This is a genomic window from Ensifer soli (assembly GCF_041928815.1).
Classification (GTDB): domain Bacteria; phylum Pseudomonadota; class Alphaproteobacteria; order Rhizobiales; family Rhizobiaceae; genus JBHFEI01.
The window spans coordinates 1-16432 of the sequence record NZ_JBHFEI010000011.1; the positions used below are offsets into that span (position 1 = coordinate 1).

Annotated in this window: 15 protein-coding genes; 11 read left to right on the forward strand and 4 right to left on the reverse strand. The window is 66.6% G+C overall.

Annotated features, from left to right (window positions below):
* The 11 genes from ACEVQ6_RS16760 to ACEVQ6_RS16810 form a co-directional block, all read left to right on the forward strand.
* A partial coding sequence (locus ACEVQ6_RS16760; protein ID WP_374890175.1) for a hypothetical protein occupies positions 1 to 194 on the forward strand: 194 nt, incomplete at its 5' end.
* A 173-nt stretch (positions 195 to 367) separates the two neighbouring features.
* On the forward strand, positions 368 to 1240 hold the full coding sequence (locus tag ACEVQ6_RS16765; RefSeq protein WP_374890176.1) for a MurR/RpiR family transcriptional regulator: 873 nt from the start codon (positions 368 to 370) through the stop codon (positions 1238 to 1240).
* Between the two features lie 394 nt (positions 1241 to 1634).
* On the forward strand, positions 1635 to 3161 hold the full coding sequence (locus ACEVQ6_RS16770; RefSeq protein WP_374890177.1) for an extracellular solute-binding protein: 1527 nt from the start codon (positions 1635 to 1637) through the stop codon (positions 3159 to 3161).
* A gap of 115 nt (positions 3162 to 3276) precedes the next feature.
* Entirely contained in the window at positions 3277 to 4275 is a 999-nt protein-coding gene (locus tag ACEVQ6_RS16775; protein ID WP_374890178.1) for a carbohydrate ABC transporter permease, read from the forward strand.
* Between the two features lie 6 nt (positions 4276 to 4281).
* Positions 4282 to 5160: a carbohydrate ABC transporter permease gene (locus ACEVQ6_RS16780; RefSeq protein WP_374890179.1), complete on the forward strand. Its 879-nt coding sequence runs from the start codon at positions 4282 to 4284 to the stop codon at positions 5158 to 5160.
* Between the two features lie 70 nt (positions 5161 to 5230).
* The gene (locus ACEVQ6_RS16785; protein ID WP_374890180.1) at positions 5231 to 6325 is read left to right on the forward strand and encodes an ABC transporter ATP-binding protein; all 1095 of its coding nucleotides are present in this window, start codon (positions 5231 to 5233) and stop codon (positions 6323 to 6325) included.
* Positions 6312 to 6968: a hypothetical protein gene (locus ACEVQ6_RS16790; protein ID WP_374890181.1), complete on the forward strand. Its 657-nt coding sequence runs from the start codon at positions 6312 to 6314 to the stop codon at positions 6966 to 6968. The genes ACEVQ6_RS16785 and ACEVQ6_RS16790 overlap by 14 nt, the downstream gene beginning before the upstream one ends.
* A gap of 69 nt (positions 6969 to 7037) precedes the next feature.
* Positions 7038 to 8603, forward strand: coding sequence for an FGGY-family carbohydrate kinase (locus tag ACEVQ6_RS16795; RefSeq protein ID WP_374890183.1), 1566 nt, complete (start codon positions 7038 to 7040; stop codon positions 8601 to 8603).
* Between the two features lie 73 nt (positions 8604 to 8676).
* The gene (locus ACEVQ6_RS16800) at positions 8677 to 9228 is read left to right on the forward strand and encodes a VOC family protein (protein WP_374890184.1); all 552 of its coding nucleotides are present in this window, start codon (positions 8677 to 8679) and stop codon (positions 9226 to 9228) included.
* Positions 9229 to 9380: 152 nt separating this feature from the next.
* Entirely contained in the window at positions 9381 to 9689 is a 309-nt protein-coding gene (locus tag ACEVQ6_RS16805; RefSeq protein WP_374890185.1) for a hypothetical protein, read from the forward strand.
* Between the two features lie 9 nt (positions 9690 to 9698).
* Positions 9699 to 10949, forward strand: a complete 1251-nt coding sequence (locus ACEVQ6_RS16810) for an LVIVD repeat-containing protein (RefSeq protein WP_374890186.1) — start codon at positions 9699 to 9701, stop codon at positions 10947 to 10949.
* A 12-nt stretch (positions 10950 to 10961) separates the two neighbouring features.
* On the opposite strand, the gene ACEVQ6_RS16815 is transcribed toward ACEVQ6_RS16810, so the two are convergent.
* The 4 genes from ACEVQ6_RS16815 to ACEVQ6_RS16830 form a co-directional block, all read right to left on the reverse strand.
* Positions 10962 to 11990, reverse strand: coding sequence for a glycerol-3-phosphate dehydrogenase (locus ACEVQ6_RS16815; RefSeq protein ID WP_374890187.1), 1029 nt, complete (start codon positions 11988 to 11990; stop codon positions 10962 to 10964).
* A gap of 429 nt (positions 11991 to 12419) precedes the next feature.
* Positions 12420 to 14468, reverse strand: coding sequence for a bifunctional aldolase/short-chain dehydrogenase (locus ACEVQ6_RS16820; protein WP_374890188.1), 2049 nt, complete (start codon positions 14466 to 14468; stop codon positions 12420 to 12422).
* A gap of 75 nt (positions 14469 to 14543) precedes the next feature.
* Positions 14544 to 15608 (reverse strand): ABC transporter ATP-binding protein, encoded by a 1065-nt coding sequence (locus tag ACEVQ6_RS16825; RefSeq protein WP_374890189.1) that lies wholly within the window; start codon positions 15606 to 15608, stop codon positions 14544 to 14546.
* A gap of 60 nt (positions 15609 to 15668) precedes the next feature.
* Positions 15669 to 16397 carry an SDR family oxidoreductase gene (locus ACEVQ6_RS16830; protein ID WP_374890190.1) on the reverse strand — a complete coding sequence of 243 codons (729 nt, stop codon included), beginning with the start codon at positions 16395 to 16397 and terminating at the stop codon, positions 15669 to 15671.
* Positions 16398 to 16432: the final 35 nt, after the last annotated feature.

Below are 16432 nucleotides of genomic sequence, written 5' to 3' on the forward strand. Positions count from 1 at the left end.
CAACGCACGCGACGGCGCATTCGGATGCCTCGTCTCTCCTGCCATCAAAACTTTCTCCCGTCATTGCCACGTTCTTGTCTCGTCACCTCTGTACCATCGCCTTCGAAACCTGTCGAGAAAATTTCCTTCAGATCGGCGCGCGCGGCGGGCAATCCGCCGCGACGGCACTTTCGTCGCCGATCCGGTCTCAATGACCTGTTTTATAAATTGAAATGGGGTCTTGCCCGCCTGCGGGTGCCGGATCACGCCGGGCATCGACGCTCCCGCCTTCGCATTTTTCTTGACGTCCGGCAAAAACTAGAAAATTTCTTTCCTGTACGGCGACGGGGAGGGAGGCCGCGCGGCGCGCGGCCGGGAAGGCGCGGGGATGACGAACGAGCGATGGAGGGCGGCCGGTTCCGGCGGCGGGGACCTGGCGGGGCGGATCGCCGCGCGCTACGCGACGCTGCGGCGCTCGGAGAAGGTGGTGGCCGATTTCCTGCGCGACAGGGCCGGCGGGCGGCTCGATTCCTCGATCACCGAGCTCGGCCGCACGCTCGGCGTCAGCGAGGCGACGATCAGCCGCGTCAGTCGCGCGCTCGGCTATGACGGCTATCCCGACATGAAGCTGTCGCTCGCCGGCGAACGGCGCCCGGCTGCCGCCGCCGACGGGATCGACGCGGACGCATCGCTGGTCGACACCGGCGCGGCGCTGGCGGGCCTGCTCGTCGACGGCATCGACGACACGCGGCGGCGCGCCGACACGGAGCTCCTGGAGACGGCGGTCGCGCGGCTTGCCGCGGCGCGGCGCATCGTCTTCATGGGCATCGGCGGGGCGGCGGCGATCGCCGACGCGGCGGCCCACATGTTCGTCAAGGCCGGCTTCGACGCCTCGGCCTGCTGCGACGGCTACACGCAGACCATCGTCGCCGCGACGCTCGGCGAGGGCGACGTCGCGATCGGCCTGTCGCACGAGGGCGCACCGGGCAGCGTCGCCGAGGCGCTGGCGCTGGCCGGCATCTCGGGCGCGGCGACGATCGCCCTGACGGGCCGGGCCGGCAGCGCCATCGCGCAGTCTGCGGCGATCGTGCTGGCGACCGCCGGCACGGGCGGCGGGCTTGCCGAGGGCGCGGCGCTTTCCGGCCGCATCGGCCAGCTCTTTCTCGTCGATCTCCTCTATGTCGGCGCGCTGTTCCGCAAGGGCGCGGCGACCGCGGCGGCACTTCAGGCGACGGGCGCCGCGCTGACGCGCCAGCCGTGAGCGCCGGCCGCGACGGGCTCATGTAAAAATTTTCACGATATACTGGCGTTTGCCAGTATTGCGCGGCAATGCCCTGCCATTGCTTGCGGAACCGGCATATTCATGAAAACTTTTTTTTGCGTGGAAACAGGGTCAAATCACGCCCAAGCCTGTGAAAAGGCGAAGTTTCTATCGTTTTCCCCGGATGCGTGTGAGCGCCGGCAAACACAAGGGTGGAAAATCTTTCAAACACATGAAGAAAATAATTTACAGATCGCCCCGACCTACGATAGTGTCTGGCTCTGCTTGCCAGAGGGGTCGCGCGTTGCCGGAAGAGGAGCCGGTCGGGCGAGCCGCGAGCAGGGCCGAAAGGTGGAGATGGCTGCCGTGCCGCAGCCTCAAGGGAGAGAGATCGATGTTCCACAAGCCTAAGAATGCATTGTACAACACCATCAGCCGCCGGCGTTTCCTGGAGCTGGGCGGCTCCGCGGCCACCGCGCTCGGCATGGGTTCGCTCGCCGTCGGCCTGAATTCGACGATCATGAGCACGCGGGTCCAGGCGGCCTCGTCCGACGACGCCAAGTGGAAGCAGTATTCGGGCTCGAAGCTGACCTTCCTGTCGGAAAACACGCCCCCCTCCTTCGCCATCCGCGACAACATCAAGGCCTTCTACGACCTGACCGGCATCACGGTCGAGGTCCTGACCGACGACCTGCCGGTCGTCCAGCAGAAGGCCGGCATCGACCTGCGCTCGGGCAAGTCGGACTACATCCTCAACTACGTGCAGGACAAGCCGATCGGCGCGCCCTTCGCCGACTTCTACGCCGACCTGACGCCGCTCTTCGGCGACGACACGCTGCCGCAGGATCCGGACGGCTATGGCGACAATGCCTGGGTCGCCAACTTCCTCAACGCCTGCGGCCGCTTCTACAGCGCCGACAAGGTCATCGCGCTTCCCTATGACGCGGCGATCCCGGTCACCTTCTACCGCCAGGACCTGTTCGAGGCCCATTCGAAGGACTTCGAGGCCGAATACGGCTACCGCCTCGAATTCACGCCGGACACGACCTGGAAGAACGTGCTCGACTACGCCACCTTCTTCAAGAAGCTGAAGGAAGGCGGCGCGGACGTGCCCTACGGCTACGCCCAGCACCAGGGCTCGTTCGCCTGGACGACCCAGCTCGACATTCAGCGCCTGATGTTCTCGCACGGCCGCTGGACCGACTTCAACGTCGACGACAAGCTGGGCTCGAAGGAGCCGGGTCCGAGCAACTGGGGCGACGAGCAGTCGGTGCTGATGCTCGAGCAGTTCAAGGCACTCGCCGACGTGTCCCATCCGGACAACCTGGCGAACGGCACGCTGGAGCTCAACACCGTCTACCAGTCCGGCAACATCGCCATGCAGGTGCAGTATCACGAGTTCGCCGCATCGGTGGAAGACGAGAAGACCTCGCGCGCGGCCGGCGGCAAGACGGCCTATGCGCTGTGCCCGAAGGGCGAGGCGAGCTGGATCAAGAACGGCGGCGAGGCCGTCCACGGCACGAACTGCGGCATCGGCGGCATCGGCATCAACAAGAACGCCTCCGAGGACCTGCAGCGCGCGGCCTATCTCTTCGCCATCTGGTCGACCTCGCGGCAGCTGCAGTTCGACGTTCTGAAGGGCCTCGGCGGCACGCCGACCCGCCAGTCCGTGCTCGACATGCCGGAAGTCAAGGAAGCGCAGAAGCGTCCGAGCAAGATGCCGAATGCGCTGACCTTCGAGGCGGCCTACGGCGTCGGCATCCAGGACCCGAACTTCGTCCTCGGGCCGAAGATCCCGGAAGCCAACGAGTACCACTCGCTGATCGCGTCGGAGACCCAGCGCATGCTCACCGGCGAGATGTCGCCGCAGGAGACGGCCCAGTCGCTGAAGACGCAGATCGACGAGCTCAACGGCGCCTGATGCGCGCCTGACCCGTCCCGGCCGGCAGCCGCCTTCGCGCCGCTGCCGGCCCCTGCCCCATGCATTGCTGATATCTGGCCACAGGCAGACACGGCGCTGGCGAGAGCGAACCTCCATGACCGACACATCGCATATGTCCCCCGTCGCGCAGGATGTCGCGGCACAGCTTTTCCGGGCAAGGTCCCATTCCGTCGAGGTCGAGGCCCGGCCGATCGGCGCGGTGGCGGAAACCCCGCGCAGCTTCAATCCGCCGGCGCCGAAGCGCTACTATTTCTACCTGATGGCGCCGGCGATCGCGATCCTCGCCTTCATCTCGCTCTATCCGTTCTTCTGGCTGATCTTCCTGTCGCTGCAGGACGTCGACATCGGCGGCGGCGAATGGGTCGGCCTCGACAACTATATCCGCCTGTTCAGCGACGCCCGCTTCATCAACGGCTGGATCCTTCTGCTGAAATACAGCGTCATCTGCCTCGCGCTGCAGCTCGGCATCGGCGTCCTGCTCGCCGTCGTCGTCAACAGCTCGAAATACGAGCGCTTCCTCGTCACCGCGCTGCTGATGCCGATGATGATGGCGCCGGCCGTCGCGGGCCTGCTCTGGCTCTTCCTCTACAACGGCACCTTCGGCTGGTATCACTGGCTGATGCAGAGCGTCGGCATCCTCGACAGCGCCTCGATCCTGGCGCGCGCCGACACCGCCCTCTTCGCCGTCATCATCGTCGACGTCTGGCAGTGGACGCCGCTGATCACGCTGATCGCGCTCGCCGGCCTGAAGCGGGTGCCGCGCGACCAGCTCGAGGCGAACATGGTCGACGGCGCCTCGCCCCTGCGCAACTTCTTCGCCATCACCCTGCCGAACCTCTATCCGGTGCTCTTGATCGCCGTGCTCCTGCGCTTCATGGACAATTTCCGCTTCATCGACAGCCTGCTGGTGCTCACCGGCGGCGGCCCGGGCAGCGCCACCAAGATCCTGCCGGTCTACCTCTTCGAAGTGGCCTTCAAGTTCTTCAAGCTCGGCCGGGGTGCGGCCATCGCGCTGACGCTCCTCCTCGTCACCATCATCCTGGGCAAGATCCTTGTCCGCGTCTTCGAAAATCCCAAAGCCGGCAGGAGCTGACCGACCATGGCATCCCGCGACGTCGTTTCCTACGAAACACCCTTCACGAAGCTCGCGCGCATCCTCGCCGTCGCCTTCGTCACGCTCTACCTCATCTGGACGCTCCTGCCCTTCCTGGTGATGTTCGTCTCCTCGTTCAAGGATCTCCTGGAGGCCTTCAAGCTGCCGGCGGTGGGCGACTGGTCGAACATCGGCATCTTCTTCGAGTTCACCCCGACGCTGAAGCACTACCAGAGCCTGTTCTACGACAACAATTTCGGCACCTACATCGCCAACAGCCTGATCGCGGCCGGCGGCTCGGCCGTCATCTCGGTCATCTTCGGCTCGCTTGCCGCCTATTCGCTGTCGCGCGTCGACTTCCGCGGCAAGTCGGACCTGTTTTTCTGGATCATCTCCACCCGCATGGCGCCGGTCGTCGCCGTCATGGTGCCGCTCTATTCGATCTTCCGCTCGCTCGACCTCGTCGGCACGCTGCCGGGCCTGATCCTCGCCTACACCACCTTCAACCTGCCCTTTGCCATCTGGATCCTCAAGGGCTTCTTCGACAACGTGCCCTTCGCCATCGAGGAGGCGCAGATGGTCGACGGCGCGACGCGCTTCCAGGCCTTCCGCTCGATCCTGCCGCTCGTCGCCCCCGGCATCGGCGCCTTCGTCGTGCTCTGCATCCTCTTTGCCTGGAACGACTTCCTCTTCGCCGCGATCATCGGCTCGGGCGGCGCCAAGACGCTGCCCGTCGCGACCCGCGAGCTGGTGCAGCCGCAGAACATCCAGTGGGGCGCGATCATGGCGGCCGGCGTCGTCACCACCCTGCCGATGATGGCGCTCGGCCTCGTCATCCGCAAATATCTCGTCACCGGCCTCACCATGGGCGCCGTCAAGGAATGACCGCGACGCCCGACCCCCGCGCGCAAGGCCGCGCGGGCGGGCGATCCGTCCCACATCTCGGAGGAATGACATGGCATCCGTCACCATCAGGAACGTCTGGAAATATTACGGCGAGACGCCGGCGGTGAAAAACCTGAACATCACCTGCCCGGACGGCAGCTTCGTCTCGATCCTCGGGCCGTCCGGCTGCGGCAAGTCGTCGACGATGCGCATGATCGCCGGTCTCGAACATATCAGCGCCGGCGACATCCACTTCGACAGCCAGCGCATCAACGACCTCGCGCCGAAGGACCGCGACGTCGCCATGGTGTTCGAAAACTACGCGCTCTACCCGCACAAGTCGGTCTACGAGAACATCGCCAACCCGCTCCGGCTGCGCAAGGCCTCCGACGCCACGATCAAGGACCGGGTCAACGGCGCGGCGAAGCTGCTCGAGATCGCCCACCTGCTCGACCGCCGCCCGCACGAGCTTTCCGGCGGCCAGAAGCAGCGCGTCGCCATCGGTCGCGCCATCGTGCGCGAGCCGAAGCTCTTCCTGTTCGACGAGCCGATCGCCCACCTCGACGCGAAGCTGCGCGCCCATATGCGCGGCGAGATCAAGCACCTGCAGCGCACGCTCGGCACGACGATGATCTACGTCACCCACGACCAGCTCGAGGCGCTGTCGATGGCCGACTACATCGCCGTCATGCATGACGGCGAGCTACAGCAGTGGGGCACGCCGTCGGAGATCTTCAACCACCCGGTCAATGCCTGGGTGGCGGGCTTCGTCGGCGAGCCGGCGATGAACTTCCTCACCTGCGACATCGTCGCGCGCGGCGAGGAGGTGGCGCTGCGCCACAGCAATTTCGACATTCCGCTGCTCGCCGGCCAGGCGCGCCAGCTGAACGGCTCCGCGAAGGGCGGCACGGCGCGCATGGGCGTGCGCCCGGACGCCATGGCGATCAGCATGGAGAAGCCGGCCGAGCCGTCGATCACCGGCAACATCTTCGTCAACGAGCTGCTCGGCGGCGACATGCTGGTCGACGTTTCGCTGGCCGACTGCCGCGTCCGGGTGAAGACCGCGCCGGAATTTTCCGGGAAGCCGGGCGAGACCTGCTACCTGACGGTCAACCGCAGCAAGTGGCACGTCTTCGACGCCAAGGACGGACATGCCTATTTCTGAGGCGCCTGTTTCCGAGGGGAGCGACTACACCGCCGCCCTCGACGCCTTCCGCGCGCGCCATGTGCGCTCGGACGGCAAGGCCGGGCTCGTCGAGGCCTATCGCGCGGTCCAGGCGATCCCCTATCGCTCGGTCGCCGACCGGCGGCCGCTGACGGCGCTCGTCAACAACGAGGGCGCCTGCACGGCCAAGCACCTGATCCTGCGCGATCTCCTGCGCAGGATGGGGCACGACGCCGTCATCGAACTGGTGGAGGGCGATTTCGCCGCCGGCATGCCGGTCGCGGGCTCGATGCCGGACGCGTTGAAGGCGATGATCCGCGAGGCGGGCGTCATCGACCTGCACTGCCGGGTGCGCCTTCAGGGACCGGACGGGCCGCAGCGGCTCGACGCGACCTTTCCGCGCCCGATGTCCCGCCTCGGCTTTACCGTCGACGAGGACTGGGCCGGCGACGGCGACACGCGCCAGGCGATCGCGACCGTCACGGTGCGCGCCGAGGACGAGGACGTGCTCGCCGTCAAGGCGGAAAAGCTCGCCGGATTTTCCGAGGCGATGACGCAGCGGCGGCTCACCTTCCTCGCGCTGTTCACGCGATGGCTGGCGGAGGCGGAAAAGGATGGCCCGGAGCCCGCTCCGGGTGCATGAAGGACGGGACCAGCGGATGCCGCGCGCAACGCGCCGGCCCGCTTCGAGGAAATTCTGACGGGAGGACATATGGCGTCGGGGGTTAACAGGGTTTTCGTCGGCATCGATGCCGGCACGACGGGCTGCATGGTCATCATCTTCGACGAGAAGGGCAATGCGGTCGGCCAGGGCTACCAGGAATACACATGTTCCTCGCCGCAGCCGGGCTGGATCGAGCAGAGCCTCGACGAGGTCTGGGAGGGGATCTGCGCGGCGACGAAGCAGGCGGTCGCCAAGGCGGACCTGCCGAAGGAGGCCTATCATTCGGTCGGCCTCTCCAGCCAGCGCGGCACCTTCGGCATCGTCGACGCGGACCGCGTGCCGCTGATGAATTCGCTCGTCTGGAACTGCGGCCGGGCGCTCAAGAGCGTCGAGGCGATCCACGCCGCCTTCACGCCCGAAGAGCACCAGAAGCACACCGGCATGGCGATCAGCCCGCTCTGGGCCGCCGCCAAGATCATCTGGCTGCGCGAAAACCGGCAGGACCTGTTCGAGAAGACGCGCTGGTTCGTCAACGGCCAGGAATTCTTCCTGTGGCGGATGGGCGCCGAGGACTGGGCGACGGACCCCGCCTCGCTGACGCTGAACGGCATGATGGACATCGCGCAGCTCGACTGGAGCGACCGCATCCTCGACGTCTGCGGCATCGGCCGCGACCGGCTGCCGCCGGTCGGCACGCCCGCCACCATGGCGGGCCGCCTGTCGAAGGCGGCGGCGGAGGCGACCGGCCTGCCGGAGGGCCTGATCCTCTGCCGCGGCGCCGGCGACCAGCAATGCGCTGCGATCGGCGCCGGCGTCATCAAGCAGGGCATGGCCGAATTCACCGTCGGCACGTCCGGCGTCATGGTCGCCCATCTCGACGACGTCTCGAAGATCAAGGGCAACAAGCTCTGGTGGGGCGGGCATGGCGTGCCCGGCGCCTGGGACATCGAGGGCGGCGCCTTCGCGCTCGGCGCGTCGTTGCGCTGGTGGCGCGACAAGCTCGGCCGCAACGAGACCGACGAGAGCAGCCAGCGCGGCACCAGCCCCTATGCGGTGATGGTCGAGCAGGCGGCGCGCTCGAAGCCCGGCGCCAACGGCGCGATGTTCCACTCCTTCATGGCGAGCCAGGTCACGCCCTATTACGACGCGGTCGCCCGCGGCGCCTTCCTCGGGCTTGGCCTCTATCACGAGCGCCACGACCTGATCCGGGCGCTGCTCGAAGGCTGCGCCCATGAGATGAAGATGGTGTTCGACAGCTTCCAGTCGGATGTCGAGGGCGGCATCACCGACTTCCGGCTCACCGGCGGCGGCACCAAGTCGGCCGGCTTCGCCCAGATCATGACCGACGTGATCGGCGTGCCGAGCACGGTGACGAAGGAGCGGGAATGCACGGCGCTCGGCGCCGCCATCCTCGGCGCCTATGGGTCCGGCGCGTTTTCGAGCATCCACGAGGCGGTCGACGCCATGGTGCAGGTCGAAAGCACCTTCGAGCCGAACCCGAAGCTGCAGACCCTCTACGGCGAGCAGCACGACATCTATCGCGGCATCTACGAGGCGATCGCGAAATCCGGCCAGTATGCCGCGCTCAGCGAATTCTCGCAGAAATACCAGTAAGCCATGACGGGACCCGCGCCGGTTCAGGAGGAGCCGGCCGGGTCTTCGCAACAGCAAAGAGAGGAGACAGACTATGCCAATCCCCGGTATGCGCGGCATGGAGCACATCGGCTTCACCGTGCCCGACATCAACGAGGCCTGCGACTTCTTCGTCAACATCCTCGGCGCGGAGGTGCTCTACACGGCGGCGAAGAATTTCGGCGCTTCCGACGACTGGATGAAGGTGCATCTGAACGTCGATCCGCGCTGCGTCATCAAGGAATTCCGCTATGTGCGCCTCGGCAACGGCACCAATCTGGAGGTGTTCGAATATGACGCCCCGGACCAGGTGAAGGTGCCGCTGAAGAACAGCGACATCGGCGGCCACCACCTCGCCTTCTATGTCGACGACATGGACGCGGCGATCGCCTTCCTCAAGGAGAACGGCGTGAAGGTGCTCGGCGAGCCGACCGCCTATACCGAAGGCCCGAATCTCGGACTCACCTGGTGCTATTTCATGGCGCCCTGGGGGCTCCAGCTCGAAGTCGTCTCGGCGCCGAAGGGCACCGTCTTCGACAACGAGGCGAAGGCCGCCGGCCGCACCCGCCTGTTCCACCCGGCGCATGTGGCGGAAACCGCCATCTGAACCGCGCCGCCCCTCCCCGTCCGTCTGGCCTCGGACGGGGAGGGGTTTTCCGCCTCTCGCGGATCGGGAGACATTCCATCCCGAAGCCGGCGAGGTCCGGCATCGGAAGTGACCGTTTCCATGGGCCCGAGCCCGGTTTCGCGTCACGCGCCTTGTTTCGAATCCTGACGCGGCGTGACGATGAGCAGATCCGTGGCTTCCTCGAACGCCACATCGGGGAGCGCGTTGACGTCACTGCGACGATCGTAGGTGCCCGTATCGAGATCCGCGTCTTCGAGGACGGCAACGTCTACGTCTCCTGGTTCATCGGCAAGGAGGACGTCGAGAACGCTGCGTTTCTCGACGCGGTCATAGATGGCGAGATTGCCGACGAGGGACGCTTGAAAGGATCAGCGGCACGCCGGGACTCTGAGCGATTTGCATGCCAAGGCGATATCCCGCAGCCCATTCGATGTCGATGAGGAACCCCAATGACCGACGACCTGCCCGTGCCGACCCATCAGCGCAACATGCGCCTCATCGGCCATTCCGATCAGGGGGGCCGGCCGGACGGGGTCCAGCTGATGGTGCATCGCGGCTATGCCTATGTCGGCCACATTTTTTCCAAGGGCTTCAGCATCGTCGACGTCCGCGATCCGCGCCGTCCGCGACCGGCCGGCTTCGTACCCGCGCCACCGAACACCTGGACGCTGCACCTGCAGACCCATGAGGACCTGCTCCTCGTCATCCACAACAAGGACATGTTCGCGCAGGCCGAGATGGCCGACGAGAAAGCCTATTACAAGGGCACGGTCTCGTCCCATGCGGCGGCGAAGCCCGCAGGGCGCGACTGGTCGGCCGGCATGGCGGTCTACGATATTTCGGTACCGGACCGGCCCCGCCGGATCGGCTTCATGCCGGTCGAAGGCGCCGGCCTTCACCGCATCTGGTACACCGGCGGGCGCTGGGCCTATGCCTCCGCGCTGCTCGACGGCTTCACCGACTATATGCTGATCACCATCGACATGGCCGATCCCGAGAAGCCGCTGCTCGCCGGAACATTCTGGCTGCCCGGCATGAACGCGGCTGCCGGCGAGGTGCCGGACTGGCCGCTGCCGTCGGGGCGCTTCGGCCTGCACCACCCGATCGTCGACGGCGACATCGCCTATTGCAGCTGGCGCGACGCCTGCCTCGCCATCGTCGACGTCTCGGACCGGCACGCCCCGAAACTGATCGCGCGAAAAGTCTGGTCGCCGCCCTTCGGCGGCGGCACGCACAATGCCCTGCCCCTCGTCAACCGCAACCTGCTCGTCGTCGTCGACGAGACGGTGCTCGACCATGGCGAGGACGGGTTCAAGCCGGTCTGGATCTTCGACAACCAGGTGAAGGGCAACCCGATCAGCATTTCCACCTGCCCCGCGCCCAAGGATCGCGACTACCACGCCGTCGGCGGCCATTTCGGCCCGCACAACATCCATGAGAACCGCCCCGGCACCTTCGTCAGCGAGGAGCTGATCTTCGTCACCTACCAGAATGCCGGCGTGCGCGCCTACGACATAAGCGATCCGTTCCGCCCGGAAGAAGTCGGCGCCTGCGTGCCGCCGGCCCCCGCGACGATGATCGATCCCCGCCCGAACCGCGCCCGCGTGCTCCATTCCGCCGACGTCTCCGTCGACCGCAACGGCATCGTCTACGCGACGGATTTCAATGCCGGGCTCAGCATCATGGAATATACGGGATAGGCCGTCCGCCGCTCACCAGGAAAACAGCCGGCCGAAGTCGAACTCGAGTTTTCCGTCGCCTGTCACCGCATCGGTGATCGCGGTCGCCAGCGGAAACGCCGTGGCGGAGCCCTCGATCTGGCCGAGCAGCGAGACGACGACCTTCGCCGTGTCGATGCCTTCCACCGTCTCGCCGGCGAGCTCGGCGGACATCACGTCGGGGATCGTCCGGCCGCGGCCGAGCGCATGGCCGAGCCGGCTGTTGCGGCCGCCGCCGACGGTCACGTGCAGGTCGCCCAAGCCCGCGAGGTCGAAGGCGGTGGCGCGGGTACCGCCGATCCTCTCGCAGAGCGACGCCATTTCCTGCGCCGCCTGGTTGAAGGCGCCCGCCGTCGGGTTCTTCGACTGGCCGTCGGGTCGTGTGCTGTCCGGATAGCGCGTCTGCATGGCGCTGACGCCGATGGCGAAGAAATTCTTCAGCGCGGCGCAGGCCTCGACGCCGGTCGCGTCCTGCGTCACCGCAAGGCGGTAATAGGGCGCGCGCATCAGGCTGGCGGCGGCGCGCGCCGCCTCGATGTCGCGGCAGGAATAGACGCTGAGCGTCGCAAACCGGTTCGACAGTTCCTTGGCGATGCAGGGCCCGCCGATGCCGATGAAGGCCGCCATGTTGGCGATCCGGGCTGGCAGCGTCTCGGCATAGGTGACGATGCGGTCGCCGTCGCGGTCGAGCCCCTTGGTGACGAAGGCGACCGGCTTCTTCACGGTGAGCAGCGCGTTGAGCCGCTCCACCGCCCAGGGGATGCCGGGGCTGGAGACGCCGACGATGATCAGGTCGGCCCGTGCCGCATGGTCGGCCGTCACCTCGTCGTCGGCAAGGATGGTGACGCTGTCGGCAAGCGGCCGGTCGAGCTTCGGGTGGATGCCGCCCTTTTCCTTCAGCCGCGCGATCACCGGGGCGTCGACCGGCGTGCCGGCAAGAAACACCGTGTGACCATTGTCGCTCGCGGGAACCGCGAGCGCCGAGCCCATGACGCCCGCGCCGAGGATGAGGATCGTTGCCATCGGGGATATGTCCTTCGCCAGATTTTTTTACGCGCCGCATGGCGGCGGTTCCCGTCCCGCCCGGCCATGCGCCCGCGTCTTCTACAGGGTTCGCCGCCGCCGGCCAAGACGGGATGCCGGCGGCGCGTTTCGGGGGTACGGGAGGGGGTGACGCCCCCTTCCTTCGCAAGGCCCGTTCCGGGACACGGGGATCGGCAGACATGCTCCCGTTGTTTTCGAAACATCTCCCGCCGGAGCGATCCCGCTCCGGCCGAAGGTGCCGCGCATACCTGTCGCGATCGGGCGGATCCGCGGCTCGAGGCCTTAGGTGTCCCGCCTGCCCTTTCGCAGACCCGTGGCGGACGCCTGCGCGCCCTGCCGCCGGAGCATGTCCTTGCCTTTGCCGCCTCGTCCGACGCCGAAGCGTGATCGCTTCGGCGGGACAATCGCCTAGCGCATCATCGCCGCGACATTGCCGCCGTCGACGGTGATGACGGCGCCGGTCGAGGTGCGGGCCTTGGCGAGATGGACGAAGGCGGCGGCGACGTCGGCGCCGGTCACCTCGCGCTTCAGCATGTTGCCGCGCATGTAGTCCTCAGGCGTCAGCCCGCGCGCCTTGGAGCGGTCGGCGACCATCTGGTCGGTCATCAGCCCGGTGCGGATGCGGTCGGCATTGACGGCGTTGGAGGTGATGCCCGAGGCGCCGTGCTCCACCGCATATTGCCGCATCAGCGCCATCAGCGCCGCCTTCGACGTGCCGTAGGGGCCGAAATCGGCGCCCGGATTGACCGCCTGCTTCGAGACGTTGAAGACGAGCGCGCCGCCGGTCTTCTGCGTCTCCATCACGCGCACGACGGCGCGGGCGACATAGTGATGGCTCCAGAAGTTGAGGTCGAAGGCTTTCCGGAACGTCGCCTCGTCCACCTTCAGGAGGCTGCCCTGGAAGGCGGCACCGGCATTGGAGATCAGGATGTCGACGCCGCCGAAATGCTGCGCGACCTTCGCCACCGCCGCGTCGACGGCGGCCGGATCGGTGACGTCGCAGACGACGGGCAGGCCGCCGAGCTTCTTCGCCGCCGCCTTCAGCGGCTCTTCGGAGATGTCGAAGAGCGCCAGTTCCGCGCCTTCCGCCTTCAGCGCTTCGGCGACCGCGAGGCCGAGGCCGCTCGCCGCACCGGTGACGATCGCCACCTGCCGGGTCAGCGGCTTTTCCTGCACCTTGGTCAGCTTCACCTGTTCGAGCGACCAGTATTCGATGTCGAAGAGATCCTCCTCCGACAGCGCCTCGAAGGCGTCGATGCCTTCCGCGTTGCTGATCACCTCGATGGTCGCTTCCGCGACGTCGGCGCCGACGATCGCGTTCTTGCGGGCGGCACCGGCGGCAAACAGGCCGACGCCGGCGACGTAGAAGACGCGGGGCTTCGGGTCGAGCATGCGCTTGATGCCGCCGGCGCGGGCATTGTTGCGCTCGAAATAGGCCTTGTAGTCGGCCTCGTAGTCGGCGACGGCCTTGGCGACGATCGCCTTCCATTCATCGAGCTTGCCGGCTTCCGGGGCGGGGAGCGCCACGCCGTAGCGCTTGATGTGGATGACATGCTCGGGCGTCGCATTGCCGCGACGCACGAGGCTGCCGACGGTTTCCGCGTTGCAGAAGTCGAGGATCCGGTCGCTGCTGCGGTGTTCAAGGACGAAGCGCTTCGGCGCGCCCTCGGTGCCCGAATCGATGGCGAGCGCGCCGCGCAGGATCGGCGCGATCTCGGCGGCGGATGCGAGGCCGCCCGGAACGGCGATGCTCTTGAACGGTTTCGGATTGCCCCTGGCGATGCGCTTTTCGGCGCGGTCGATCTTCTCGATCATGTCCTCATAGGACGTGCGCGGATCCTCCGACCAGGTGAAGATGCCGTGCTTCAGCAGGATCATGCCGTCGCCCTTGGGGTTCGCCTTGAAGGCGGCGTCGCAGGCCTTGGCGAGATCGAAGCCGGGCATGACGTAGGGGACGATGATCGCGTCGGGGAAGAGTTCGCGCACGATCGCCTCGCCGTTCGGCTGGTTGGTCAGCGACACGATGGCGTTGGCATGGGTGTGGTCGATATGCTTGAACGGCAGCAGCGCGTGCAGGATCGCCTCGACCGACGGGTTCGGCGCGGACGGATCGATCAGCAGCCGGCGCTGCAGCATGACCATGTCATCATCCGACAGCGTCTCGAAATTGACCATGGCCTTCAGCGGTTCGAGGCGCACGGCGGGAAGCCCCTGCGGCTCGATCGTGCCCATGTCCCAGCCGCTGCCCTTGACGCAGAGCACCTCGACTTCGGAACCGTCCATCTCGGTGAACACGGTCTTCACCGAGGTGTTGCCGCCGCCATGCAGCACCAGTTCGGGGTCGACGCCGAGGATGCGGGTCGTGTAGGTGCGGATGGCGAGGTCGCGGTTGATGCCCTTGGCGACATAGGCGTCGACGACGGTGTTGAACTCGGAGTCCGACCAGCGCGATTTCATGAACATTCCTTTCCTGGGCACCCGGCATCTGCGGCCCGGCACAGCGTGTCAAATGGTTGGATCAGGCCCGCACGCTCAGATGCGGACTTCGGTTGTCGCGTCGAAGACGTGGACCTTGGAGGTGGGCACCGTGAAGCGCACCTCGGCGCCTTCCGGGAAGCGCGCCGCCTTGTCGACGACGGCGACGAAACGGCCGTCCGGCCCGTCGCAGAAGAGCTGCGCGTCGTGGCCGAGCCGTTCGAGCAGCACGGATTTCGCCGCAAGCGGGCCGCCGGCCTCGACGACGACGTCGGTCGGACGCAGGCCGACGATGACCTTCTGCCCCGGCTTGGCCGTCGTCGCGGCCTCGATCGGCACCCGGCCGGTCGCCGTGTCGACGGCAGGCGCGCCATCGGCCGAGACCACCGTCCCGGGGAGGAAATTGATCGCCGAGGAGCCGATGAAGTCGGCGACATACTTGCTCGCCGGCCGGTCGTAGACGTCGTCGGGCGTGCCGATCTGCTCGATCTTGCCGGCGCGCATGACGACGATCTTGTCCGCCATGGTCATCGCCTCGATCTGGTCGTGGGTGACGTAGATCGTCGTCGTCTTCAGCCGGTTGTGCAATTGCCGGATCTCGGTGCGCATATGGGCGCGCAGCTTGGCGTCGAGGTTCGACAGCGGCTCGTCGAAGAGGAAGACCTCCGCCTCGCGCACCATGGCGCGGCCCATGGCGACGCGCTGGCGCTGGCCGCCGGAAAGCTCCTTCGGGTAGCGGCCGAGATAGTCGGTGAGGTTCAGCGTCGCCGCCGCCCATTCGACCTTCTTCCTGATCTCGGCCGGCGGCACCTTGGCCACTTCCAGCGAGAAGGCGATGTTGTCGTAGACCTTCATCGTCGGGTAGAGCGCGTAGTTCTGGAACACCATCGCGATCGAGCGGTCGCGCGGATGCACGTCGTTGACGCGCTTGCCGCCGATCTTGAGGTCGCCCTCGCTGACGGTCTCCAGGCCCGCGGTCATGCGCAGGAGCGTGGTCTTGCCGCAGCCCGACGGCCCGAGCAGGACGACGAATTCATGGTCCTCGATCCTGAACGAGATGTCGCGCATGATCGTGACGGCGCCGAAGGATTTGCCGATGCGCTGATAGTCCACGGTCGCCATAGGCTTTGCTCCATGTCTTGGGGAGAGCCGGCCTTCGACGGGCGAAGGCCGCTGCAACGGTTAGTATTTCTGCCGTGTCGGCGTGATGACGATTTCCTGGACGATCGCCCGCTGCGGCTTGTCATAGGCATCGATGATCAGCTCGGCGACGATGTCGGCCGAAATCCCGCCGCCGATCGCCGCCTTGTTCGCCCGGTAGTTGGCGAGCGTCGTCTCATCCTTCACCCCGTCGAGCACCTCGGTGTCGATGATGCCGGGCGAGACGACGATGACGCGCACGTCGTGCGGCGCCAGATATTCGCGCAGGCTCTCCGACACCGCGTGGACGAAGAATTTCGTGCCGCAATAGACCGTGTGGTCGGGATAGACCTTGCGGCCGGCGATCGAGCTCATCATGACGAGCGTGCCGTGCTTGCGCGCGATCATGCCGTTCATCACCGCGTGGACGCTGTTCATCACGCCCTTGGTGTTGATGTCGATCATCTCGTCCCAGTCCTCCGGCGGCTGGGCGGCGATGTCGCCGAGGCGGGCGACGCCGGCATTGGCGAACATCATGTCGACGGGACCGTAGGCGTCCTCCGCCTCCCTGACGGCGGCGGCGAGCGCATCGCGGTCGCGCACGTCGACCTTCTTCAGCACCGCGTCCGGAAGGCCGAGCGCCTCCAGCCGGTCGAGCCGGCGCGCCATCAGCAGCAGCGGATGGCCGGCGGCCGAGAAGGCGCGGGCGACGGCCTCGCCGATGCCGGAACTGGCGCCGGTGATCGCCACCAGCGGTTTTCTGTCTGCCATCTTGTCTCCTCCCTTTGTCCCTCATTCCGGCAAGG